Origin of the sequence: Mixta mediterraneensis, assembly GCF_030283135.1 — a bacterium.
GTDB lineage: Bacteria > Pseudomonadota > Gammaproteobacteria > Enterobacterales > Enterobacteriaceae > Pantoea > Pantoea mediterraneensis.
Genome location: NZ_JASUAZ010000024.1, coordinates 1 through 23,380, shown reverse-complemented (window position 1 = coordinate 23,380; position 23,380 = coordinate 1). Strand labels below are relative to the sequence as shown.

The window sequence follows — 23,380 nt, the reverse complement described above, 5'->3', positions numbered from 1 at the left end:
TTTACATCGCTTGTCTGCTGACTACCGCGTACAAAAAACAGTTTTGTACGCGGTAGTTCAGCCTGTTGTTTAATGTATTGATAACTAGAGATATTTTTTGAATGAGGCTGTCGTTACCGTTACTGCAACTCCCAGCAGAACAGCGGCCGGCAACAGCAGCAGATTAGGCCAGACTGCTGCTGGCCAGGACAGGTACAGCATGCAGGGAATATAAATAGCCAGCTTTACCATCCGTTTGGCATGGTGATACACAAAGCTTGATTCATAGCCGGCACCGTAGCGCCGGACATCACGCCGTCCCAGCCCCTCGGTCAGCGCAACCAGCACTACCAGAACAAACAGCGGAATAGAGAGCACCAGAATGGTTACCCGTACCAGGGTAATGACGGTGACATAAACCGTTGCCACCAGGTACTCTTTGAGCGTGATGGCCAACCAACCGCTCCAGCTGTTCAGCTCCCTGGCAACCACATTCTGGCTATAAGCCTGCGTATCATAAGTACGTTGGAGCCAGTCCAAAAATCCGCTATCCACGAAGGTCCATTGATACGCCACCATAATCCAGCGGGTGACGGTCACCGAAGGCTCAGACAGCAACAGGCTGCGGGTAAATTCTGATGACAGGTAACCGAGCTCCGTGTGCATCACCGCTTCGCTGTGCGCGGCCCCTGCTCAGTCCAGAAAAACGCCATGCCCGCATACTCAATCACCAGGCTCACCAGCAGTGAGGCCAGCAACATCCCGACCAGCATCCAGGGCCAGCCCCACAGCAGGTTGTAAAGCAGGCCGTGTTTTCGCGGTGGTGCCGGCTGCCGTGGCTGATTACTGACCGCCTGTGACATCAGCCCCTCCTTTAACTGCGGCATCCGGCATCACCGTACTTGCCGACCACCAGGCTTCGCTGGTGCGGTAGTTGCGCCGCATCTCCTCGGCGATTTTCTGCAGATTTGCCGGCATTAGCGCATCATCCGTGTCACCGCCGGGCAGAGGCATGCGGATTTTCCACAGCTGGCCCCCTTCCAGCAGCGCGAACGCCTGCCCTTTTGGCAGGCTGATAATATCTGCCTGCGTGAGTAATGGCGTTTTCACCGTGCCCACGCGGTCCTGGGTGCTGGAGGTAAAGTCCTGCCCCTTCTCAACGTCAGCGGTGTCGGCATGCCCGGAGACCAGCGTTTTGGTATAGATATCCACCTCCGGCAGCTGCGTTGTCAGCAGCTGTGCCGTGCGGTTCTCACGCACGCGCAGCATAATCAGCGTGTTGAAGTTGCCGGTGACCTGCGCCGCTTTGGCACTGCTGCCGGTGCGCACCTCGATATCCGATTCGGTCTGCGTGTAGGCGGTGACCTGCATACCGGCACCACCGCCTTTGTTAATCAGAGGAATAAACTCATCGCCCATCAGCTCACTGAACTCGTCGCAGTGCAGGTTAATCGGCAGTTTGCCGTCGGCGCGGGTCGGCAGACCGCCGTGCATACCGTGCTTGTAGATATGACCGGCCATCGACACCAGGTCGGCGAACATGCTGTTACCCACCGCCGAGGCCACCACGCCATCAGACAGCGCATCCAGTCCCACGTAGACGATACCGCGTTTACGAATCACCTGCTCCCAGTCAAAAATAGGGCGGACATCGGTCATGTCCATATAATCCGGTGCCAGCAGCTCCGCCGTTTTGCCGGTGGTGAGTTTTTCAAGCAAAGGCAGCAGCGAGGCGACAATTTTGTCAAAGTAGGTGCGGTCGTAGCGCACCGCGCTGCGGGGCCATCAAGAATCGGGTCGTACAGCTGTTTACCGGCCTCCGAACTCAGGGCCATCTCCACCGCCATAATTTTCACCGCGTTGGGCTGCCCCTGCATCGTGCGCGGCACGTCGTCATCGGTCAGCACCTGCAGGCTGTTCTCGATTTGTTGCTGCAGTGCCGGCATCCGCTTCTCAATCACCTTTTTAGCGTAAGTCTCGTACAGCTCGCTGATGTTGTTCACATAGCGGGTGATGAGCTGGTAGTCCGGGCGCTGCCCCAGCGCAACCAGCGCGCGGGCGACGATGTTGACGAAGCGCCAGGCAAACTCGCGAAACGCGGCGCTGTTACCTTCACCGCTCAGCTGACCGGAGATACGGCCCGCCACCTCCGACACGCGTTCAAACCGGCCGACCGCGTTGTAACGGGCCGAGATATCCGGCCAGCCCAGATGAAAGATAAACAGCTCGTCGCCACGCCCGGCACGGTGCGCCTCTGCCCAGACGCGGCGCAGCAGGCCGGCATCGCCTTTAGGGTCAAACACGATAGTGATGTCTCCGCGCCGGATATCCTGGGCAATCAGCAGCTCGGCAAGCCGCGTTTTGCCGACACGGGTAGTGCCCAGCACCAGGGTATGCCCCACGCGCTCGCGCAGGTCCATCGACACGTCCAGCTCATCCGGTTCAATGCCGTGAATCGCCGGATTGCCACCCACCGGCGGCAGGGGGCGCACCGGATTCAGGGGCGAATCGGTGCGCAGCAACCGGGACAGCCAGGGCAGCCGGTACTCGGTCTGCAGTTCCAGACGCCGTGCCATCTGGTACAGTCGTGGTGGCTGGACGTACTTCTCCACCTCCGGCCGCCGCGTGTCCATCAGGCGCTGGGTATGCTTCTGCTGCCAGCGAAACCCTCTTCCCAGGAACAGGCGCTGATGGCTGACCGGGATTTGCGCGCTGGTCATCACGTAGCGGGGCAGGCGGCGCAGGTTGCGGCGGTAACGGATGATCTTCATGCCCTGGCGGGCGCGCACGGCGGCCATAACGGCAAAGCCTCCGGCGGTGACACAGCTTACCGACGGTGCCAGCGCCACGGACCAGGGGGCGACAGCACAAATGACGGCCGCCGCACCGGCAACGGCGGCGGTATTGAGCTCAACGGCGGGGCGCAGCAGCGCCTCCATGACGTGGCGGTTACTCATCACCAGCCCCTTGTCTCAGCGCCGCCGTGGTGACTTCTGCCAGGAAACCGGTGAAGACCAGATTCTGCCAGAGCGCCCGCAGCATGGCGTGCTTCAGCGTCAGGGCGCTCCCGCTTTCGGGCGACGTAAGCAGGGTCAGCAAGGCCAGCGTGGCCAGTACGAGGCCGGGCCAGTAAAACAGGATGCGGAACGCGGTGCGCAGTAAAAACCACCCCAACGTTAGCGTGTATTCAAAACTGTGAGGCATCAGAGACACTCCATCCGGATTTAACCGGGAAAGGTATTGAGGAAAGCCAGGCCGCATCGCCGGCCAGTAAATTCAGCAGGCGCTGTCCGCTTATCAGCCGTACCTGAGGATACGCGTGCAGCAGCAACCGGCTGAGGTTGCCGGTGCGCCCGGTATGAATAAAGAAGCCGCCACAGCGTTCACGCAGCAGCAGGGTGCCAAAATTCCGGATATGGGCAGGGGTGATGGTTTTGCCGTAGCGCTTAGCCTGAATCAGCCAGCGATGACCGTCGATAAACACCTGCCCATCCAGACCACCATCACCGCTGTACGACGCATTACGCTGAACCGGATGGCCCTGACGCTCTAGGGCCAGCAACAGCAGTTCTTCAAACGCGTAGGGGTTGATTCTGCGCAGATAAACCAGCCGCTGCGCGTCGCCGGCCAGTTGCGGTAACCGCTGAAGAACCCGCTCCGCCGTTGCACGGTAACGGCGGTGACAGCGCTGGCTTGACGTCACCCGTCCACGACCGTTCAACGCCAGCATAACGGCAACAAACAGCCCAATCAGCACCACCGCCAGTAACGGGTTCATCATCAGCGCGGCGGCGATATGCTGCGCTGACATCACGGGCTCACCTGCTGCGATAAACCGGTGTCGGTGATGAGAACCGGGTAATGCGACAGCTGCAGGCGACGCGCCAGCTCGCTGCCGGACGCCGCTACCATCGGTACTCCCGGTGCCAGCTCACGCAGCTGCTGCAGCGCCGGTAAATCGCTGACGTTCACTACCAGGCCAGCCGCGTGGCGGGATTTGAGTTGCTCTGCATTCACCTGCAGCCAGGCGCGTGAGGCCTCATCATTGCCCACGATAAACAGGGTACCGAGACCCGGCAGCTGCAGGGGACGCGCAGCCACGTCGCCCGGGCTGAGTTCCGGCGTTGTCACCGGCAATACCGCCGCTTCGGCTTCGCCCTGAGACAGGGGTACCGGTGGCAGCACCGGCGAAACAGCGGGCTCATCCTGCCGGTTAATTCCCTCAAAATACGGTGAGGCATCTTCCCCGCCGATATCGGCGATAACATTCAGGCTGGCCAGTGCGGTAGTTGTTACCAGGCACAGACCGAACAACACGTAATTGAATTTATTCATCACTGTTGGCTCCGTGGCTCAATCCAGGTCAGCGCGATAGTTTTTGCAAGTACTGCCGCTGGCGTGGGGGTTGTACCCGTCATCCTGGCTGGGGTTGTCGCCACGCCGCTGATACGGGCCAGCTTTATTTTCACAATGGACTTATACCGGGCGGCGGGTGCACCACCTGCGGGATGGTGATAACAGCCTGCTGCGGCCAGCCAGCTACCCGGATGGCGGTCATAACATTCGCGCAAAATGGCCGCTGCTGCGCTGAGATTGATATAGGGGTCGAAGGCTTCCCAGGTTGAGGTAAAGTGATGGCCGTTCCAGCCCAGGTTCACCTGGGCAATCCCGACATCGATGCGCTTACGCGGGTACGTTTTCAGAAAACCCTGCAGCGCATTCCAGGCCTGCAGGCGGGTGGCGTAGCGGTAGCCCCTGCCTGCCACGTTGAGGGTCCAGGGCCAGGGGCGCTCAGTGGAAGGAACAGCACCGATTCCCCGCGTCACTGCGGAGATGCTTTTCGGTGCCAGCGAGGTTTCGGCCAGCGCGACCGAATACAGCGATTCCGGCGGTATGCCGTGGCGCATGGCCTCACTCAGTAGCGCGAATACCAGTAACATCACGCGGGTCAGAACGTGGCGACGGTCCATCCTTTTTCTCCCTGTTGCAGCACCACCGGCATCAGGCCGCTGCCGAACTTCATCCAGCGCCCGCCGTCATGATTGAGCGTAATCTGACGCGAGCGAACCCTGTCGGCCGGAATACGGTGCGCCCTGGCCCAGTCGCGTAGCAGGCTGTCACTGCCTTTGCTGTCAACGAGGTAAATATCGACCGGACGGTTATCCGCCAGCACCGCTGCCAGCCGTGCGTCACACTGACCACAGTTCTTCGCCTTCACAAACAGCGCCAGCCGACCGCCGGTATCGTGCGCAATACCCGCGGCATTCCCCATGCTGACCGGCAGCACGCCGAGACGCTGCCAGGCCGCATCCACCTCGCGCTGAAACCTCAGCTCTTTCTCCGTGCGGGCGAACTCCTGTTTAACCCACTGTTCGGCATACTTTTTGCGCTCGGCGTCGCTCCGGGCCTCAATGCCCAGCGCGGTAAGCGGGTCAAGTCCGGGGGACTGCGTGCCGCGCAGCCCTTCCATCAGCTGCCGGTAGCGCTGATAGTCTTCACCGCTCAGCCCCCACTGCTGCCCCTGCTCAGCGGTTTTGCTGACCTGGCTTTGCTGAAGCTGGTCTGCCACAGCCTGGCTGTTGTTCACTGTGGTCTGTTCTGCCGCCCGGGTTAACGGACTCATCAGCAACAGGGCAAACAGGCTAAATTTCAGTTTCATCATTGCCCCTCACTGCACGCTGACCGTCTGCAGACGGCCATTAACCCGAAACGTGGCCTGGCCGGCACCGATGCTGACCAGCTGCCAGCCCGCTACCGACTCCCCGACGCCGGTTAGCGTCACCTGCGATAAATCACTGAACCCCGGCGGGGCCACCGCAGCGAACGTGGCGGTACCCCGCCGTTCAGTGCCGGTCAGCACAAAGGGCACCTTAAGCGCTGTCCGGCTAGCCGCTTTAGCCGGTGCAGCCTTAACAGGCGTGGATTTGTGTTTTTGAGGGATACTGTTGCTGGCGGGTAGTGCAGGGACCACCGGCGCAACAGGAGAAGGTGCCGCCGTTTTTTTCAGGGCATCCAGGTGGTCTTTCAGAGCAGTCAGCTCCGTCTGCTGCGCCGTTAACTGCGCCTGCAGCTGCTGCAAAGTGGTAGCGTCCTGGCCAGTTAACGTCAGCTGACGCTGATATTCAGCCTGCCTCTCTTCCAGGGCAGTCAGCTGTTTTTGCTGCGTCAACACCGTCCCGCGCAGAGTCGCCACGTCATCCTGTGACGTCATGGTTTTCTGCGACCGCTCCAGCTGGTCAATACGCTGCTTAAGTCCCCGGGAAACGTGGATATCGACCATCCCCGACACAAGAACAATCAGCACGCTGCCGGTAAACATCCAGGTGGCACGACTGCGCAGCCGGTTTTTTTTAACCGGCGCCGCAGGTATTTTTTGTTCGTCTGGCCCGGTCATTTTTTCAGCCACCCTCCGGTTGCAGGTACCGCTTTCACTGCGGGCGGCGCAATGGCTGTTGGGGTACCCGCCGCTACTGGCTGGACTCGTGATGCGGGAACAGGCGGCAGTTGCGTGGCCGGCAGCTGATAGCCATCCCGCAGGCTGTGACATACCACGCGCTGCACGTCATCGACTTCTGGCTGCCAGGCTGGCCCCGCCAGCACCTGCAGGGCAGTACGCAGACGCATCGGCCCCAGCTGATACTGCACCGCTGGCAGCGCCTGGCGGTACAGCACGCCATTGGCCGGTCCGGTGGCGCACAGCGTGTAGCCTGACTGGCGCAGCGCATAACGCAGCGCATCCGCAACCGTCGGTTTCACCGAAGCCGGAATGCGGATATCGATGATCTGCGAGAGCGGATCGTGCTGGACGGCTGCCGGGTCGGTGCTGACCAGTAAATAACGGTCATAGCGCACCACTTCCGGTGCCTGCGCATACGCATCGGGCCTGACCGGCTGGACATTACGGGTGACAGCGACAGAGGGGGTGACGGGTGAAACATCACGCTGCTGCAGGGATTGCTGAGGGGTGCACCCGACCAGCATGAGAGCCGCGAGGGCAGAGATAACGAGCGTTTTTTTCATCCGGAGGACTCCAGCAGTGACAAATAGAAAGGTGTCACTGTGCGGCGACCGTCCCGCGGCCTCAATTAACAACTCTTTATCGCAAAATAAAAAAAAGCGCCAACCAAAGGTCAGCGCTCATATTTCCTGTCCTGATCTACAGTTCCGGGTAGAAGTCTTCATCCAGTATCTGAGCAGAAGACCAGACACAGTTTTCAGGGAAACCATCGAGACCGGTCTCTTCTGCAGCACTTGCCACAGCATCTGACCAGACCTCTTCGAACCACCCAGGATCTGCCAGGCAGCCCTTCAGGCTTGGGGTTTTACGTATACGCAGGCGAACTGATTTACGCTGCTCTTTTATTGTCCTTTGCCAGCTTGATCCACGACGCCCGGGCTGGAACTGCCATTTCAGAAGGTGAGCCAGTAACACCGCCATCCGGCTGGCCAGTTCGCGTTTTTCACTTTTGCCCACGTCCTCGATCTCCTCGGCAATGTTCTCAATATCCAGCTGACTGAGTTTACCGGCACGCAGTAATGCCGCCTGTTCATTCGCCCAGGCGACCACGTCGGTATTGTAACGAGTTCCCATGAGAGCCTCCGGTAAGTAGAAAGAAAAAACTGCACGCAGCAGACGCTGTGTGCAGTATGTCAATGAAGGCTGACCACGTCAAAGCGCATGAATTGCTGATTTCGCTATGCCGTAACCGTGGCCACTAAACGGAATATCGTCCTCCCACGATAATGCGTCACCACCGGCGGAGGCCGGAGACGATCCGCTGTGAGCCGGGGCTGATGGCTGCTGTGGCTGCCTCTGGCTTGCCGCAGCACGCTGGCCCGGCGAAGTATCCTGAGCGCGACCACCCAGCATCTGCATACTCCCCTGCTGACCGACCACGATTTCGGTTGTAAAGCGATCGGTACCGTTACTTTCGTCAAACCACTTGCGGGTCCGCAGCTGGCCCTCGATATAAACCTGAGAACCTTTGCGCAGATATTCGCCGGCGACCTCAGCAAGCTTGCCAAACAACACCACGCGGTGCCATTCGGTTTTTTCTTTCTGTTCGCCAGACTGTTTATCACGCCAGGTCTCGGAGGTGGCCAGCGACAGCGTCGCCACTGCACCACCCGCAGGCAGATAACGGATTTCAGGGTCCTGCCCCAGAAACCCGACGAGTATCACTTTATTGATTCCACGGGAAGCCATGTGCGTATCCTTGTTAAAGAAAAACACGCCCCGTAAAACTACGGGGCGAGAGACGCGCTCAGAAAGAGTTGTCCGCGTATTGCTGCTGTGCGGAACCCTGCTGAGGCGGCATAGAGTCGGATTTCTCAGCCTGGAACACCTTTTCCTGACCGATTTTGATCCAGTCGACCTTGATAAGGCGGGCTTTCAGGCTGACACGTTGTTCGCCGGCATGCTCACCGCTGTTAAGCGTGAAGATGTCCGTTTTGGGATTGCTGAGCACAAAGCCAATCAGAACTTTTTTGTCTTCATCTGCCGCTTTCTGGCAGCGATTGATCAGGCTGCTGGCCTCTTTGCCGGCGACCGTCACATCGAAACGCGTGTAGCTGGCGTTATCGGTGGGACCGGAGAGTCCGTTGACGACACAGCTGATAAAGGTACCATTCGGGCCATTGACCTGACGAATGTTGCTGAGGTACCCCATGCCTTTAATGGTCAGGTTGAAGTATTCAGTTTTGTTGGACGCTTGTTGAGTTTGAACAGACATGATGTTTTCTCCAGGAGTGTAGATTCGGTGACGGAGAAATACACCTTCCCCGACGGGAAAAGTGTTTCCCGTCGGGGTGTCTGCAAAATCGTACGTCAGTGCAGACTGTCTTGATTGTGAAATGGACCTTCATCACCGTTAAGTGATCCCCGTTCTCAAAGGCTAAACGGAGTTACCGCCACGTGGGCTTCCTCTTTCAGGCTACAAGGCTGTTGGCGATCGCCCGAAGGCGTTTCTCACAGATCGCTGAAACTTTGGCTGGCACTCACCCGAAGGCGCTTCTCACAGAGTGCTGAAGCATTGGCTGGTTGTCGTGAGACAACAAGTAAGCCTGTTCATTTTTAATGCAGGCACCGGGAGTGTCAACCGTAATGTTCCGTTTTGAGAGCCATAAATAAAAACGGCGCTGATCCGAAAATCAGCGCCGCACGGCCGGTACCTGAGCCTTATGTGAATTCTGTCTCACTCCGGGGAAGGAACCTGATCTCCCGACGCGTTTTTCACGGAGTTGCATGCGTCTTGCCAGCCAGCCTGAGTGTGGAGGCCGCTGACCGAACTGAAGCAGAAAAAAAACTATGGAAGAATTTTCCCACCACCGCAGTTACGGGGTACCCTGCATCAAAGCCCGCTCACCTTAGCAAAACTTTCCGCGATAAACATCAGACAATCTCTTACTCCGATCCGGTTGCTTTATTTTTAGCCGGTGATTTTCCTTTATAGCGCTTACCCTTACGGCTGCTTTTGACCTCAATATTGACGATGCCCTGGCAGGTGGGGTAGTTGAGGCATCCCCAGAAGGCACTCCCGCCTTTCTTGCCGGCACGCCGGCGCATCATCTCACCGCATGCCGGGCAGGGCGGCGAAGGCGGCGCGGTAAACTTCACCGCCTGCGTTTTCCCTTTCTCGACCAGGTGCCCCGTCCACTGTGCCTGGCGGCTCATGAACGAGTCGAGTGTCATCTGGCCCTGGGCAATCTCGTCCAGCGCCTGCTCCCACAGTGCCGTCATACCCGGGTTTGTCAGCGCAGTCGGTATCGCATCGATCAGTTCGCCGGCGATCGGGGTGGAAATGAGATATTTGCCCTTCTTCTCCAGGTAGCCCCGTTTAAACAGCGTCTCCAGGATACCCGCGCGCGTCGCCTCGGTACCGAGGCCGGCGTTCTCTTTCAAAACCTTCTTTAATTGCGGATCACTGACGAACGCTGCGGCATTTTTCATGGCGGCGATCAATGTCCCGTCAGTGAAATGCCCAAGAGGCTTCGTCTGGAGCGTTTTAAGCTCCGCGCCTGCGACTGCAACGGTTTCCCCTTTGACCAGGGGCAGTAGCCTGACATTATCCGCATCGGCCTGCTCATCTTTCACCTCACGCGCGTCATGCTGGAACAGCGCTTTCCACCCGGCCACCACCTCGGCCCTGCCCCGTGTGCAGAACAGCTGTCCGCCGATGTTAAAGGTGGCGTCGGTGACATCTGATTCATGCAGCGGCAGGAACTGTGCCAGGTAGTGCTGACGGACCAGCTGATAGACCTTCAGCTCATCGGCAGACAGCTTGCTCAGATCGAAGGCTTGCTTCGTCGGGATAATACCGTGGTGGGCAGTGATTTTTTTGTCGTTCCAGATACGGGAAACAAATGCCCTGTCGAGCGTTGCCGTTCTCTCGTTCAGCGTCGGGTCCGTGCGGGTGACGGCATTCAGCACATCGGCAATGTCTTCCCGCATAGAAGTCGGCAGATAGCCGCAATCCGTCCGCGGATAAGTGGTTGCCTTGTGTGTTTCATACAGCGCCTGAGCAATGCTCAGGACCTGACTGGCACTCATCCCCCACTTGCGGGAACAGGCCTGCTGCAGCGACCCCAGATCGAATGCCAGAGGCGCAGATTCTTTCCTGCGCTCAGTCCCCACCTCAAGCACTACGGCGTGACCCGTTTGCTGGCACAACTGCACGACGGCCTGCGCAACATTCTGCTGAATACAACGCTTTTCTTCATCACAGTAGCTGGCGGCTGGTACCCAGTTTGCAGGGAAGTTAATATCCTCTTTCTGCAGCGTCGCCCTGACTTGCCAGTGGGGTTTGGATATGAAGCTGGCGATTTCACGGTCACGGTTGACGACCAGTGCCAGCGTGGGGGTCTGCACCCGGCCTATCGACAACACCTCCCCGTATCCCTGCTCCCGGGCTTTGAGCGTGTAAAGCCGGGTTAAATTCATCCCGGTCATCCAGTCAGCCCGTGCCCGGGCCAGGCCAGCTTCATACAGAGGCGCAGTCTTCTCCCCCGGGAGCTTGTTCGCCAGGGCATGCCGGATACTGGCCTCGTCCAGCGCCGACAACCAGAGCCGCTGAACCGGGCCGGTAAAGTGGCAATGCTCCAGTAATTCCCTCGCGATAACCTCCCCCTCACGGTCCGCATCCGTCGCAATCACCACAGAATCAACCTGTTTGAGCAACCCACGGATGACAGCGAACTGATCGGCGGTGTCTTTTTTTACCACCATTTTCCACCGGGTGGGCACGACAGGCAGTACGGACTCCCGCCAGGGGCTGCCAAACTGCTCGCCGTAGGTCTCTGGCTGGGCCTGCTCCAGCAGATGCCCGATGGCCCAGGTGACAATCACGCCGGCACCCGCCAGATAACCCTGTTTACGCTGGGTTGCCCCCAGAATGGCGCCAATATCTTTACCCTGGCTGGGTTTCTCGCACAGGTAGAGTTGCATCAGTCAGCCTCCGGCCGTATCTGACCTTTGGCGACCTGCTGCAGCTGCGTCATCAGACGTCCCAGATAAGTATCGGTCAGATGCGGTGCCTCCGGGGAGCTGTAAGTCACTTTTAAACGGCTGCCGGCGCCGGATTTAACCACTTCAAGCTCGAGACGATCATTCCCTTTCCATTCCTGCCCCATCCTGTAGTAGCTGCCTTTGTTCGCTGACCAGACCGGACGCGCTTCATCAATCGCGCTGGCGCTCCAGTCACCATGCTGGTCACGCCAGCGCAGACTTTCCAGTTCATCGGAGGAAATAAACTGATAATGGCTTTTCAGGCGAGCCGCGGCGGTATCAACATCCACCGGGAGCGTATACGTATGACGGACATCCTGACGAGGTCCGGTATTACCGGCTCTGGTCATCCAGGGCATCCCTCCGTCACCTGAGCCACTTCCGCTCCTGCCTGCCAGTGAATGTGCGGCGTCACTGATTTTTTGATTCCACTCGCCCAAACCGGCGCCCGCACACCCTGCTAACAGCAACGTGGCGCAAAGTACACCCGGCATCAAAAGATGATTAACCTGTCGATTCATGCTTTGGCCCCTTTATTGTCGATACCGGGTAGCGCTGACACCGACGTTTTACTGAGTGGCGGAGAAAAAGAGGAACGCGACGTGCCAGACATAATGTCTTCAGCAGGCTCACCCAGACGTTTTACCGCATCAATCCCGACCTGAGTCTGGAGACGAATATCATCACGCGTAACGGCAGCGGACCGATACTGTTGCACCACCCCATAGACCTGACGGACCCAGTGTCCCCCCTGGCTCAGTAAGTCATCCCGCTTTTGCCGTGAAATTAATCCGTAATGCCATGCCTGGAACGCTTTCATCGCCAGCTGATCGAAGCCGACGAGTAACCAGACGCAGCGATACCCAAGCGGGGTACGACTGAAGACACCGATATTCAGCGGAGAGACCGAAGATACCTCAGACATCGTTATCTGGCCTGGCAAGCTGGATAAGACGGTATCAAGCTCTGCTACCGCGATTTGCAATCGCGTGGTGCCACGTTCAATGACCTGCTCCAGTAACAACATCGCGCCATCGGCGTACGGATTACCAGCATTTGAATCAGCATTAATTTTTCCCGCCCGGGCAATGACCTGAGGCATGCTGACTATTTGAGGTTTATTTGACTCTTTCTCTCGCTGGCGTCCTTCCCATAACAAAATTGCATACTGTGTATGTAACTGAACGGTTAACGTCGATTTGAGAGCACCTGCACGGGCTGGAGAGGGCTTGTTTTCTTTACTGCTCGCTGAATCAACCATTTGAAGCATCCTTTCGGGATTATGTGTGGCTTGAAATAGTTGCGCCGGCCTGTTTTGACAACAATCCAAAACTCTTTTTTGCGCTGTAAACAAAAACGAAAACACAATAGCGTTCACTTTTTGACCTGTGCTGCCAGTGGCAGCACAGTACGTTTTTTAACCTCTGCTGCCACTGGCAGCAAAGTACATATTTTGAACAACCCGCAGACTCTGTTCTCGCGGCTATTTTTTATCTGCATCATTTCTATGCTTACTTTTCAACCTGTGCTACCAGTGGCAGCGCAGTACGTTTTTTGACCTCTGCTGCCACTGGCAGCAAAGTACATATTTTGAACAATCCGCATAGTCTGCTCTCAGGGCTGTTGTTTTGCCCGCGTCATTTGCTGGCGCAATTTGGCCACAACGGTGCTCACATGTTCCCGGGATGCCACGAGCTGACGAACCGGGCCTGTTGATTTTACCCGCGAGGGGCGAGGCGTGGGGTCCGTCGCAGCAGGACTCGCAGACCCAGAGGACTTAGCTAACGCATACGGCTCGCCGTTCCGGGCACGTTTGATCACCGTAAGCAGCCAGCCAGTGGGGTTATTCAGGCTGCCTCTGGCCATCGTCTGGCCAAGACTCTCCAGCACCTGACGGGCGGCGTCGTCAGGTAATGCCTGAAGCTGGGCGGCTATCTGCCGCTGATCGTCTTCCGCCATGCTGCGCTGCAGTTCGGCAGGCAGCTCGGGTACGTACGTTTTTTTATTCACACTCTGTGTGAAAGAACGTACGTTACAGTTCGGTTGGGTTGAGGTGCCGTAAGTTGCTGATTTCAGGCTGAGTTCGGAAAGCGAACCCGGTGTTTTGCAACCCGGTTTTACACTGAGTTCGGTAGCCGAACCGGGTGATTTTTTACTGGGTTCGGTAACCGAACTGCGGAGATGTTCTGCCCGAAGAGAGACCCGCGCCGCCATCTGCTGAGGCGTTTGCGGTGCGCCCAACCGTTCGGCGATGGCCGCCATTTGGGAATGCTGATGGCGCATCGTCGGGTCGTTTTGAATATCGGACAGTACCGACCAGGCCGTCTGGCTGATGGTTCGGTTCCTGTGCGCGCAGCCCATTGCGACCGTATCAAGCCAGGTCGGATCCAACGTCTCCGCATCACGGGCCGAAAGCGGTTCATCGTGTTGTGCATAGATGTTCCCCCTCACGCGTCCCTTGTCGTCACGCATGCGCCGGCACAGACTGAGCCAGCCGGTCAGACGTAGCATCAGCAACACGCGGCTGACCGTCTCGCGGGACGCTTTACCGTTAAACGGGGAGGCTAACTGCAGCTGCAGCTCGTCATAGGTCGGAAACACGGCGCCCTGATTCTGTTGGGCGTACAGGCGGATCATTATCCACGCCGTTTTATCCAGCGGTGACAGACGGGCGTCCAGGAGTAACCGGCGGGGAATGGAATCGTGCACATTGCCCATATACAAGAGGCCGCTGCGCAGATTAGTGACATCAGTAGCACCTGTGTGCTTTTCAGCCCCTGTTCGTTCTGCCAGTCGGGCGTTCATTTGTCCGAGCGTAAAAGCGATCAGGCTGTCATCAGGTGTTCTGTTTATGCTCATCGATTTTGCGCATCCTTATTACGCTGCCTCTGCCCGCAGGGCGAAGACATCAGGGGGTTGTCGTGCAGACGTTGCTGCATCCGGCTGAAGGCACTCAGGCCTGTACCCGACCATCGGATACAGGATGAATGTCATCACTTCCATAACGCGTTGTTGTAGCGTTCGTGGGTCAACAGCTCCCAGTCATCACCACTGTTGCGGCTCAGCAGGCGCCAGCGGATGCCGATATCAATCTTCATCCAGGCACATCCGGGGGCGTGTTTACCTTTGACATGGAGATATTTGTAGTTTCGTTCACCGCGGCGGAAGCGTCTGACCTGCTCCTTAGCCTTTTTCTGACAAGATGGCGGGGCCGAACGGGGGACCTGCAACCCCGGCATTAACATCATGGGTTTCATGCCCGCCTCCTGGCGTTTCCTCCCCGCGCACCACGCTGCGTACGCACGGCCTGAATGGCTTTCCGGGCGGTAGCGGTCTGAGGGGCATCAAAGCCGCGGACAGCGTGCCAGACGGCTGTCAGGGAAATATCCATTTGCTCAGCAGCCAGCATCATGACGTCCAGTCCATCCGCACTGGCGGGGTCAGCGACGTCCGCCTTTTGCCACTGACGGCACAATGCGGCGTTCTCGTCGTCGCTGAGCGCAGCACAGCGCCCCTGGCGAATGTTGATACCGGTCATACGCCGACGCGCGGCAACTTCAACGGTGGAGAGGCCAAAGTAGTGCTGCATCATTTCGATAGAACCGCCCAGCGCCAGTGCACGGTCGATCCGCTGCATCCGCTGTTGCTCGCGGCGCGCGTGTTGCAGCATTAATGAGAAATTCTCGTGATGGATTTGAAAGGTCAGCACCGATACCGGGCTGTTCATCAGATAATGTAGATCCTCGACGGTCAAACCGTGTAGCAGCTGCATCTCTTCCGTTGTCAGCCCCAGCGACTCACAGCGACGGATATAGCCCGATTTCAACTCCATCACCAACTGCGTGAGCAGGCTGTTGGTTGCCTGCGATAAACTGTTACTCATTGTTCAGTTCTCCCAGTCTGCAGTAAGTCACGCTGCAGTTCACGCAGACGGCGCAGAACGCGAATAAGGCGCATTAACTTCACGGCATGAATGTCATCAAGCAAAGGCCAGTCAGCAGGATTTTCCGAACCAATAAGGGCCTCATTGAGCGAGCAGGCGTCGGTACTGACCGGGTTGCTGCCGGCAAGGGTAAGAAGTAAAGCAGTGAAACGAGATGGGCGCCCGGCAGACAATGCGTAGCCGGCAGCCTGCAGGTCCGCTTTATCGGCTTTGATTTCAGCTTCACAACCCGCCACTTCGGCCAGTTCGAATGCCAGCCGGAAAGTGATCACCTGCAGGTGTTCGATATCATCCTGCAGGTCAGGAATGGCCCAAATGGAGGCCACAGGTTCAAGACCCACCTCAGCGAAAGCCACGTCTGAAGTGAGGATTACATCGGATTGTGGCTTTTCCCCGGTATTGAGGTGGAGTTCAATCGGCTCATGCGGGCCAGGCAGGGTATTTTCATTGATGGTGGAATCATCACCGTCTAAAACTTTTTCAGTCTCGCCAGACAACACTGAAGGTGCACCGTATAAATCAGGCTGAGTTTCAACACGCGATTCAGTTCGGGTTGGCGGAGTTTCCTCGTTCTGAGAACCCTTTGATGTATGGTCAGACGAGCTCGCTGACTCAGGCAAAGCGCTGTCCAGCGCCAGAGGAGAACCGCCTGCTGGCCCCGGCACTTCAGGTGCCGTTGAGGGTAACCCACCGGTTTCTTCATGCTGCAGCTCAGATGCCGGCGCTGCATTATCACCCCCACCTGACGGTTCAGGCGTTGAGGTCGGCTCGCCGAGGTGTTTACGCCGGTTTTGCTCTTTAGGATCGAGCTCCAGTAACCAGCGGTCATAATTGAACAAAGGGTGTGGCAATGCGTTGATAAGTGCCCCAATCAACTCATCACGGAACATATCCAGCGAATAGACCTCAGGCGAATCAAAACGGCGGCATACGTCACCGAAAACGATATCAAATGGCTGAGTTGTATCCTGGGCAATACAGTGCTTCTGCCACGTGGTTTCCGCATGAGATCGCATCGCCAGTAATTGCAGAATTTGCGAACGTCCCAAACCAGTCTCCAGCAAATGAGGCATATAGGGATACAGGTACCGGACCGCGTCTTCCATCCGGCTGATACTGGAATTATGGACCGGGTAACCTTCAGCAGAAAGGAGGGTCGAGAGTTCCCGCAATGTGACGGACTTACCCAACTGCGCTTCATAAAGCTCCCGGGCCTGGCGTATACCAAAGGCTTTTTCAATGAAGTTCAGGTCACCGCGAACCTCATTCTCAGCGAGGTGACCTATCACGCAGGACAAACGTCCCGGCCAGGGTTTGAACACACAGGAGAAACGGTAAAATCGCTCTTCACCTGTCTCCTGCCACAGTTCTGACAAAATGACATAGCGCGTATTGCCACCGTCACTGAAAAAGTACCCCAACTCAGGGCGATCCGGGTCACGCGTCACCTTCGGTACCGTATCCAGGCCCCGGGCACGGATTGATGCTTTTATTTCATCATATTTGGGGTTGCGGGAGGTGCGGGGGTTATCCGGGAACGGGTTCACTTCGTCCAGTGTCAAAACCAGAGGCATTTCAGTGACGGGGATCTCCATCACCGCTGGAACCAATGGCTGTGTGCCGGCCGCTGTTTTACCCTGTTGCAACAAGGCGCTGCTCAGATCGAAAATTTTGGTTTTTGAACGCGCCATGCTTACGCCCTCCCTGAGCTGTAGTCATACTGACCGTCGTGGAGGTCACTGAACGCGGTGAACTGTCCTTCAAACCTGACGCGGACGGTGCCCGTCGCGCCCTGACGCTGTTTACCAATGATAATTTCGGCCGTGCCGGCATCAGCAGAATCCGCGCAATAGACTTCATCACGATAGATGAACGCGATCACATCGGCATCCTGCTCCAGTGCACCGGAATCACGCAGGTCACCATTGACGGGGCGTTTGTCAGCACGACTTTCAAGCTGGCGATTCAGCTGAGACAGTGCCACTACAGGACAATCGAGTTCTTTAGCCAACGCTTTCAGGCTACGGGAAATTTCCGCAATTTCCTGCGTACGATTTTCCTGACCAGGGCAACTCATCAGCTGCAGGTAATCGACCATAATCACGCTGGGTTTACCGTACAGTCGGGTGTAGCGCCGTGCCCGCGAACGCAACAGTGCGGGGGTCATGAGTGACTCATCATCAATAATCAGACGGTCATTCCACGGCACCATTTGCTCTGTCGCGTTGAAAATTCGCGCCCAGTCTTCATCATTCAGTTGACCATTTCGCAGCAGCGAGAGCTCAAGGCGTCCCTCCATCGCCAGCAGTCGCTGCAGCAGCTGCGCGCGCGGCATCTCCAGGCTGAAAAAGAATGCCGGCTTGTCAGCGCCGCGAAGTGCTCCCGTATAGCACGACAGCGCAAACGCGGTTTTTCCCATGGAAGGACGTGCGGCGATAAGGATAAGGTCACCGGGCTGCAGGCCACAGGTCATTTCATCAAGCCCGGCGAAGCCGGTGGGGGTACCGGTAATACCGTTACCGCCGGTCACTGTCTCCAGATGGTTAATCACGGAATTCAGCCCATCAATCAGGCTGACATTTTGCTGTAATTGCGTGTGCTCCGACAGCTGGAGTAACTGCTGTTCAGCCCGCGCTGTCAGCGCTGCTGATTCAGCCCGGGGATTTGCAGCTTCAGCGCTTAACTCACGCCCCAGAAACAACAGCCCACGCAGGCGACTGCGCTCAGCGACAATGTGGGTATAGGCGACAATGTTCGCCGCACTCGGTGTGTTTTTTGAGAGTTCGGCCAGGTATGCAAAACCGCCAACCAGCTCAATAGCATCACTCTGCTGGAACGATTCAGACAACGTGATAAGATCAATTGGCTGCTGGATAGCCATGAGTTGCCCCATTGCCTGAAAAATTCGACGATGCGCCGGCAAATAGAAATCGGTGTCCCGGATCAGGGGTAACACATCGTCCCACCGCGCGTTATCCAGCATCAAACCACCGAGGACGGCCTGCTCGGCATCAGAGGAGTAAGGAACATTCACGATTGCCTGGCTCATGGTTGCACCTCCGCATTACCATTACGGAACCGGTCAAAAACTGCCTTCCATCCAGGGAACAGTTCACAAGCAAGCATGTACATGGTGTCAGCGGCTGCCGGTGTCGATGTGCGAGTCGTCGTTTTTTCGAGGCGGTGAACGGGTTGACCGGAGGCATGCCCCATTTTGTAAATTTCAAGCCTGGGTATGATGGTGTCGAGAAGAGAGACATCGAAGGCATCTGCACGCAGATATTGGCCATTAGTGATGATACTGCGCAGACTTTCCAGCGTCTGCCAGTCCAGATTGGTGTACTCCATACAGTTCGTCAGAATGCGCACTGCGGGTAACTGAATGCCGAAACCGGTCAAGGGTAACAACCCTTCCAGTACCCCGAGCGTGCCACGCAGAAACTCACGCGTATCCGGCAGTATCGGCTTGATAACCCCGAGGGTGAACTCCGTAGCAGCAAGCAGGATGAGCTCCAGCATCACCGACGCGGCCCCTTTTGAATCAACAATAATGACGTCGTACTGAGTAAACAGGGCGTGCTGCAAAACATTACGCAAACGCAAACGGCCATCAGGAGCATGCAACATCGCGACCGGTAGCCGGTCATGGGGGTCATTGGAAATAATGACATCAAGATTGGGGATGAAAGAGCGGGAGATTATCTGTTCTGGCTGGCAGAGGTCGACCGATTGCATCAGCAGTTCGTAAAGACCGCAGGGAGCCTCATATTTAAGGGCAAAGATGCTGCTGGCCGTTGGCTGAGAGTGGTCGCCGTCGATGAGGAGCGTTCTAAGGCCGGCATCCGCAAGAAAACCTGCAAGATTTCCGGCCTGAGTAGATTTTCCCTCGCCACCTTTTGTGGACGTGACGGGAACAATCTGGGGTTTAGCACTGACTGAGACCTCAGCGGTTTTTGTGAAGATATTTTCCATGTGTACACTCGAATAAAGTATTCGATGAGTACAAATACGATGAAAAAACTATTTTCACACCGTGATAATTCAACTTGCTAGCGAAGAGAGGATTGAAAATCCCCGTGTCCCTGGTTCGATTCCGGGTTCGGGCACCACTATTTAAAGAACCCGCCGCAAGGCGGGTTTTTGCGTTCAGGAGGCCGTACCCGTCCCCGAACGTTCGATGCCCTCGCCACCTCCTGTGGCTCGCCCTGGCGTTCCTTTCTCGATAGCTGGCAATAATTCACAGCGAATCCCTCTGAATGTCCGTATTCATAGATGAAGCAAGCCTCTGTTCGAGCGCCTTTCTTTGGTTACTGTATCGGAAAGAGGGTAAGCGCAGCTTGGAGGATAGAGCGGTAGAGGCAATGTAATATTTTGAAGCAGTACTGGCTTAGCAGCACTGCTTGTGTCATTGGCTGTGCGTATTTACATGCCAACGAGTACTACAATGTATTGATTTGACGTAAGATATTCTGCTTCAGAATTAGCTTTTTCTTCTCGTCCTTCATCAGTTCTGGTTGCTGTTTCAACGCATCGTCCAGCTTATCACCCAGGGTTGGTGTTCCCTCAATCCAGGCATTAGTCGCTTCATCTCCGATGGCTTTCGCCACAATTGAAGCCGCTTTTTCATATGTTTGTATATCAATCCACGGCGTTTCAAAGGAGAAGGCTGGTGTCGATGAGGTGACAGTAAGAGGAACCTCTGTATGGATGTCCCGCGAAGAGCTGCCGATACGCAATGTGAATCGGCCCGGTTCAAGTACCCAGTCATTCCTGTCCTCGTCAAAATATGAGAAGGCACGCTTGTCAAGATTCAGCGTCACCTGCTTCTCTGCTCCCGCAGCCAGGCTGACCTTTTCAAAAGCTTTCAGCTCCTGTTCCGGTCTGTCGAGACGCGAAGCGTTGTCGTGCACATAGAGCTGAACCACTTCTTTTGTCTCTCTCTGAGAAAGATTGTGCAATTGAACGCTAATCTTAATACTTTCCTGCTTATCGAGATTAAATACCGGTTTTTCAGGACGGGCTTTCCCATACTTTACGCTGGAATACGAAAGCCCATAGCCAAACGGGTACATCGGAGCGATACGTCGGGTGTCAAAATAACGGTAGCCGACATAAATCCCTTCACCATAGATAACCGTTTTGGCGCTGCCTGGATAGTTGCCAAAGCCTGGTGAATCTTCCAGGCGTTTGGGGAAGGTTAACGGCAGTTTGCCTGAAGGATTCACTTTACCGGTAAGAATGTCTGCTACAGCGTTCCCTGCCTGTTCACCAGGCTGCCAGGCAAGAAGAATAGCGTCAGCGTTGCTCTCCCATGACGCCATCTCGATAGGCGAACCTATGTTGAGCACGACCACTACCTTTTTATTTTGCTGATGGAATAGTGCGGATACCCTTTCAATCATTGCTACTTCGTCTGCGTGCATGGTCATCGAATAGCGATCGGCCCCCTCTGTAGAACTGCGTCCTACTGAAATCAGGGCGATATCACTCTGCTGCGCCGCACGGGTGATGGCAGCATCGTTGGCCTGCTCATTGAGCGGTTGTCCCTCAATGGTATCGATAAGAGTTAATCCGGCATTTTTCATTCCCTGAGACAAGGTCACCAGCCGTTTGGGATCAATATTGACTTCCGCGCTACCGCCCCCGATAACAAAAAAGTTGTTAACGTTGTGACCGAAAGCCGCAATGCGAAAGGAAGAGGGCATCGGCAGGGTCGCTGAATCATTTTTTAGCAATACCATGGAATCAGCTGCAACCTGACGCGCCAGTGAAGAGTGATCGATAGGTTCCGATCTTCCGGCAGCGCCTGCATCTTTGAAACGGTGTGTTTTAATCACTCCATTAAGGATATTGCGGATATTTTCGTCGATCTGATGCTGGGTTAACTCACCGGACTTCAATGCCGCGAGAATAACGTCTTTCGGGTCAGTATTACGACGCAGGAAAGGCGTCTCTTTTTCTGACAGGCCGCCGGGCATGTTGAGATCATTACCGTTCTGCAGCGCCCTGACAGGGTCACTGACGCCATACCAGTCAGACATCACAAAGCCATTGAACTTCCACTGATGACGCAACACGTCCTTTAGCAACCACGAGTTTTGTGAGGAGGGGGTTCCGTTAATGGCAGGATAGGAACTCATTACCGCCCAGGGCTGTGCCTTTTCCATTGCATATTCAAAACCGGGGAAATAGATTTCCCGCAAGGCACGGGGAGAAATAATTTCATTAACCGTCTGTCGGCGCGTTTCCTGATTATTAGCGGCAAAGTGTTTGAGTACCGCACCAACCCCCTGAGCCTGCATGCCATTAATATAACCAACGGTAATCATGGCATTTAGCCACGGATCTTCCGAGAAGTGCTCGAAGTTTCGGCCATTTAGCACATTGCGCTGTATGTTAATTGCCGGACCAAGCATGAGATCAACGCCATACTGCCTGGCCTCATTACCTATCGCTCCACCCACTTGTTGGATCAACTGCGGGTCCCAGGTCGCGGCCATCGCGACGGAAACCGGAAAGCCGGTAGCAAAACGTTTCTCACCGCCGGTTGGGCCAGCCCCTAACCTGACGCCTACCGGTCCGTCTGCAAAGACAATTTGAGGGATCCCCAGCCTCGGGATGGCCACCGTCGAACCGGCAGCACCCGCCACTTTTTCTGCATTGTTCATGCCGGTGCCAGAGACCAGTGAGGCTTTCTCTTCGGGCGTCATAGCAGCGATAACGGCAGGTATCGAATCAGTTCCCTTTAGCTGCGGAACCGCCCAGGCAGGCATTGAAAGGAAGATAGCGGCAGCAGACAGCCCTGCTTTATGTAGTTTCATACTCATCCCTTAGTTTTTTATGAGCGCTTTCGTCCGTTCTGTGCGAAAGCGGTAAGGTACAGATAGCAAGCGCGTCTGGCCTGCTATCTGCACCTTACAGGAGCACAAAGCGAAGCTCTCCTGACTTTCATCAATGAAAACGATAATAGGCAAATATCTTTAAATTTTAGTGGGATGGATAACGATTTTCATTGGCGTAAAATGGCCGGGAGTGATTTAAATAACGCTAATAAACTCGCTGCGCGAAAGGGGGATCTGCTTTTGGCTAGCCCTTTCAGGACAGGGGGAAGGATTTTCGTAGCCGGACGACGCTGTATCATGTTCAGTCATTACGGATAGCTTTTCGCCGGAAAGTGAAATCAATCAGGTACGACTGCCAGCCCGTCGAGGGTAGGCCACCGTCAGCGTGCGGAAATTTTCCGGATTCGATGTCCTCGCCATCTTCTGTGCTCACTCTGTCGGACCGGTTTTTCCTGGAGAATTTGCAACTCCACACCCTTAGTGATTACGCATCCGAAAAATAAAGTCATACGGTGAACAAGACATTTGACACAATTATGCTTTGTTGCGACGAACCCTCGGACAAAGGAAACGGCGATGATTGCGCTGTGCTGGTTTAAACGTTTCATGCCACTTAATATCCTGTGCCGGACACAATTATCCGTTGCTAATCGCGTTTTATGGTGCTCTATTTACAGATAAAAACTGGCAGGCAAAATACCCTTTTTATACTTATACATAATTGCCATGTCTGACGAAGCGCTGCATCAGCAGATACAAAATCTGAAAAAGCATAATGCGCGGCTCAAGCGTATAGCGCACGACGCACGTAACAAATTAAATGCAGCGCTGGATGGCACAGGTTTATGCTTATGGCAGCTAGAAATTCCCAGCGGTAAGCTGGTGATTTTTAATCGTCGCTGGGGAGCCATGCTCGGTTTCCAGCCCAGGGAAACCGCCGCCAATTTTGAATCGTGGAAAGAATGTTTACATCCTGACGATGCAGACGAGGTATTAAAAGCTTTTTACGATCATATTGAAGGCGTTGCGCCCTATTACGAAGCCTTGCACCGCATGATCGGTAAAAATGGCAAAATCACCTGGGTATTGGATCGTGGCCGGATCAGCGAATGG

At 55.8% G+C, this 23,380-nt stretch carries 21 protein-coding genes and 2 pseudogenes; 1 reads left to right on the top strand and 22 read right to left on the bottom strand.

Going from position 1 to position 23,380, the window contains the following annotated elements; translation table 11 throughout:
- Positions 1-84: 84 nt before the first annotated feature.
- The 22 genes and pseudogenes from QRY16_RS14265 to QRY16_RS14160 form a co-directional block, all read right to left on the bottom strand.
- Positions 85-842: pseudogene (locus QRY16_RS14265) on the bottom strand (TIGR03747 family integrating conjugative element membrane protein).
- Positions 823-2,936 (bottom strand): annotated as a pseudogene (traD, locus tag QRY16_RS14260) (type IV conjugative transfer system coupling protein TraD). Before traD ends, QRY16_RS14265 begins: the two co-directional pseudogenes overlap by 20 nt.
- On the bottom strand, positions 2,929-3,183 hold the full coding sequence (locus tag QRY16_RS14255; RefSeq protein ID WP_289777050.1) for a hypothetical protein: 255 nt from the start codon (positions 3,181-3,183) through the stop codon (positions 2,929-2,931). Before QRY16_RS14255 ends, traD begins: the two are co-directional and overlap by 8 nt.
- A complete protein-coding gene (locus QRY16_RS14250; RefSeq protein ID WP_289777049.1) occupies positions 3,167-3,793 on the bottom strand; it encodes a restriction endonuclease in 627 nt (208 codons plus the stop codon). The genes QRY16_RS14255 and QRY16_RS14250 overlap by 17 nt, the downstream gene beginning before the upstream one ends.
- Positions 3,790-4,314 (bottom strand): integrating conjugative element protein, encoded by a 525-nt coding sequence (locus QRY16_RS14245; protein WP_289777048.1) that lies wholly within the window; start codon positions 4,312-4,314, stop codon positions 3,790-3,792. Before QRY16_RS14245 ends, QRY16_RS14250 begins: the two co-directional genes overlap by 4 nt.
- Positions 4,314-4,949, bottom strand: a complete 636-nt coding sequence (locus QRY16_RS14240) for a transglycosylase SLT domain-containing protein (protein ID WP_289777047.1) — start codon at positions 4,947-4,949, stop codon at positions 4,314-4,316. The genes QRY16_RS14245 and QRY16_RS14240 overlap by 1 nt, the downstream gene beginning before the upstream one ends.
- A complete protein-coding gene (locus tag QRY16_RS14235; protein ID WP_289777078.1) occupies positions 4,928-5,638 on the bottom strand; it encodes a TIGR03759 family integrating conjugative element protein in 711 nt (236 codons plus the stop codon). The genes QRY16_RS14240 and QRY16_RS14235 overlap by 22 nt, the downstream gene beginning before the upstream one ends.
- A gap of 9 nt (positions 5,639-5,647) precedes the next feature.
- Positions 5,648-6,373 (bottom strand): hypothetical protein, encoded by a 726-nt coding sequence (locus QRY16_RS14230; protein WP_289777046.1) that lies wholly within the window; start codon positions 6,371-6,373, stop codon positions 5,648-5,650.
- On the bottom strand, positions 6,370-6,999 hold the full coding sequence (gene pilL2 / locus QRY16_RS14225) for a PFGI-1 class ICE element type IV pilus protein PilL2 (protein ID WP_289777045.1): 630 nt from the start codon (positions 6,997-6,999) through the stop codon (positions 6,370-6,372). Before pilL2 ends, QRY16_RS14230 begins: the two co-directional genes overlap by 4 nt.
- A gap of 136 nt (positions 7,000-7,135) precedes the next feature.
- On the bottom strand, positions 7,136-7,570 hold the full coding sequence (locus QRY16_RS14220; RefSeq protein ID WP_289777044.1) for a DUF29 domain-containing protein: 435 nt from the start codon (positions 7,568-7,570) through the stop codon (positions 7,136-7,138).
- A gap of 78 nt (positions 7,571-7,648) precedes the next feature.
- Positions 7,649-8,185: a single-stranded DNA-binding protein gene (gene ssb / locus QRY16_RS14215; protein ID WP_289777043.1), complete on the bottom strand. Its 537-nt coding sequence runs from the start codon at positions 8,183-8,185 to the stop codon at positions 7,649-7,651.
- 58 nt (positions 8,186-8,243) lie between these two features.
- A complete protein-coding gene (locus QRY16_RS14210) occupies positions 8,244-8,711 on the bottom strand; it encodes an STY4534 family ICE replication protein (RefSeq protein ID WP_289777042.1) in 468 nt (155 codons plus the stop codon).
- Between the two features lie 671 nt (positions 8,712-9,382).
- Positions 9,383-11,422, bottom strand: coding sequence for a DNA topoisomerase III (locus QRY16_RS14205; RefSeq protein ID WP_289777041.1), 2,040 nt, complete (start codon positions 11,420-11,422; stop codon positions 9,383-9,385).
- Complete coding sequence (locus QRY16_RS14200; protein WP_289777040.1) at positions 11,422-12,003, bottom strand: hypothetical protein; 582 nt, start codon at positions 12,001-12,003, stop codon at positions 11,422-11,424. Before QRY16_RS14200 ends, QRY16_RS14205 begins: the two co-directional genes overlap by 1 nt.
- Entirely contained in the window at positions 12,000-12,743 is a 744-nt protein-coding gene (locus tag QRY16_RS14195) for a PFL_4669 family integrating conjugative element protein (RefSeq protein ID WP_289777039.1), read from the bottom strand. The genes QRY16_RS14200 and QRY16_RS14195 overlap by 4 nt, the downstream gene beginning before the upstream one ends.
- Positions 12,744-13,096: 353 nt before the next feature.
- A complete protein-coding gene (locus QRY16_RS14190; protein ID WP_289777038.1) occupies positions 13,097-14,341 on the bottom strand; it encodes an STY4528 family pathogenicity island replication protein in 1,245 nt (414 codons plus the stop codon).
- A 134-nt stretch (positions 14,342-14,475) separates the two neighbouring features.
- A complete protein-coding gene (locus QRY16_RS14185) occupies positions 14,476-14,739 on the bottom strand; it encodes a ParE family toxin-like protein (protein WP_289777037.1) in 264 nt (87 codons plus the stop codon).
- The gene (locus tag QRY16_RS14180) at positions 14,736-15,365 is read right to left on the bottom strand and encodes a DUF2857 domain-containing protein (RefSeq protein WP_289777036.1); all 630 of its coding nucleotides are present in this window, start codon (positions 15,363-15,365) and stop codon (positions 14,736-14,738) included. The genes QRY16_RS14185 and QRY16_RS14180 overlap by 4 nt, the downstream gene beginning before the upstream one ends.
- Positions 15,362-17,116 (bottom strand): ParB family protein, encoded by a 1,755-nt coding sequence (locus QRY16_RS14175; protein ID WP_289777035.1) that lies wholly within the window; start codon positions 17,114-17,116, stop codon positions 15,362-15,364. The genes QRY16_RS14180 and QRY16_RS14175 overlap by 4 nt, the downstream gene beginning before the upstream one ends.
- Positions 17,117-17,118: 2 nt before the next feature.
- Positions 17,119-18,474: an SPI-7-type island replicative DNA helicase gene (gene dnaB-PI, locus QRY16_RS14170; RefSeq protein ID WP_289777034.1), complete on the bottom strand. Its 1,356-nt coding sequence runs from the start codon at positions 18,472-18,474 to the stop codon at positions 17,119-17,121.
- On the bottom strand, positions 18,471-19,397 hold the full coding sequence (locus tag QRY16_RS14165) for a ParA family protein (protein WP_289777033.1): 927 nt from the start codon (positions 19,395-19,397) through the stop codon (positions 18,471-18,473). Before QRY16_RS14165 ends, dnaB-PI begins: the two co-directional genes overlap by 4 nt.
- A 467-nt stretch (positions 19,398-19,864) precedes the next feature.
- Complete coding sequence (locus tag QRY16_RS14160; protein ID WP_289777032.1) at positions 19,865-22,246, bottom strand: beta-glucosidase; 2,382 nt, start codon at positions 22,244-22,246, stop codon at positions 19,865-19,867.
- A 747-nt stretch (positions 22,247-22,993) separates the two neighbouring features.
- Here QRY16_RS14160 and QRY16_RS14155 point away from each other — a divergent pair.
- Positions 22,994-23,380, top strand: a 387-nt coding sequence (locus tag QRY16_RS14155) for a PAS domain-containing protein (RefSeq protein ID WP_289777031.1), incomplete at its 3' end; no start/stop codon positions are given.

What these genes read in the sequence shown, in the direction of transcription:
- QRY16_RS14235 (WP_289777078.1), bottom strand. Translation starts at nt 5,638, where the DNA reads ATGAAACTGAAATTTAGCCTGTTTGCCCTGTTGCTGATGAGTCCGTTA.
- QRY16_RS14185 (WP_289777037.1), bottom strand. Translation starts at nt 14,739, where the DNA reads ATGAAACCCATGATGTTAATGCCGGGGTTGCAGGTCCCCCGTTCGGCC.
- QRY16_RS14255 (WP_289777050.1), bottom strand. Translation starts at nt 3,183, where the DNA reads ATGCCTCACAGTTTTGAATACACGCTAACGTTGGGGTGGTTTTTACTG.
- QRY16_RS14240 (WP_289777047.1), bottom strand. Translation starts at nt 4,949, where the DNA reads ATGGACCGTCGCCACGTTCTGACCCGCGTGATGTTACTGGTATTCGCG.
- QRY16_RS14180 (WP_289777036.1), bottom strand. Translation starts at nt 15,365, where the DNA reads ATGAGTAACAGTTTATCGCAGGCAACCAACAGCCTGCTCACGCAGTTG.
- QRY16_RS14160 (WP_289777032.1), bottom strand. Translation starts at nt 22,246, where the DNA reads ATGAAACTACATAAAGCAGGGCTGTCTGCTGCCGCTATCTTCCTTTCA.
- dnaB-PI (WP_289777034.1), bottom strand. Translation starts at nt 18,474, where the DNA reads ATGAGCCAGGCAATCGTGAATGTTCCTTACTCCTCTGATGCCGAGCAG.
- QRY16_RS14205 (WP_289777041.1), bottom strand. Translation starts at nt 11,422, where the DNA reads ATGCAACTCTACCTGTGCGAGAAACCCAGCCAGGGTAAAGATATTGGC.
- ssb (WP_289777043.1), bottom strand. Translation starts at nt 8,185, where the DNA reads ATGGCTTCCCGTGGAATCAATAAAGTGATACTCGTCGGGTTTCTGGGG.
- QRY16_RS14195 (WP_289777039.1), bottom strand. Translation starts at nt 12,743, where the DNA reads ATGGTTGATTCAGCGAGCAGTAAAGAAAACAAGCCCTCTCCAGCCCGT.
- QRY16_RS14245 (WP_289777048.1), bottom strand. Translation starts at nt 4,314, where the DNA reads ATGAATAAATTCAATTACGTGTTGTTCGGTCTGTGCCTGGTAACAACT.
- QRY16_RS14210 (WP_289777042.1), bottom strand. Translation starts at nt 8,711, where the DNA reads ATGTCTGTTCAAACTCAACAAGCGTCCAACAAAACTGAATACTTCAAC.
- QRY16_RS14175 (WP_289777035.1), bottom strand. Translation starts at nt 17,116, where the DNA reads ATGGCGCGTTCAAAAACCAAAATTTTCGATCTGAGCAGCGCCTTGTTG.
- QRY16_RS14230 (WP_289777046.1), bottom strand. Translation starts at nt 6,373, where the DNA reads ATGACCGGGCCAGACGAACAAAAAATACCTGCGGCGCCGGTTAAAAAA.
- QRY16_RS14190 (WP_289777038.1), bottom strand. Translation starts at nt 14,341, where the DNA reads ATGAGCATAAACAGAACACCTGATGACAGCCTGATCGCTTTTACGCTC.
- QRY16_RS14200 (WP_289777040.1), bottom strand. Translation starts at nt 12,003, where the DNA reads ATGAATCGACAGGTTAATCATCTTTTGATGCCGGGTGTACTTTGCGCC.
- pilL2 (WP_289777045.1), bottom strand. Translation starts at nt 6,999, where the DNA reads ATGAAAAAAACGCTCGTTATCTCTGCCCTCGCGGCTCTCATGCTGGTC.
- QRY16_RS14165 (WP_289777033.1), bottom strand. Translation starts at nt 19,397, where the DNA reads ATGGAAAATATCTTCACAAAAACCGCTGAGGTCTCAGTCAGTGCTAAA.
- QRY16_RS14220 (WP_289777044.1), bottom strand. Translation starts at nt 7,570, where the DNA reads ATGGGAACTCGTTACAATACCGACGTGGTCGCCTGGGCGAATGAACAG.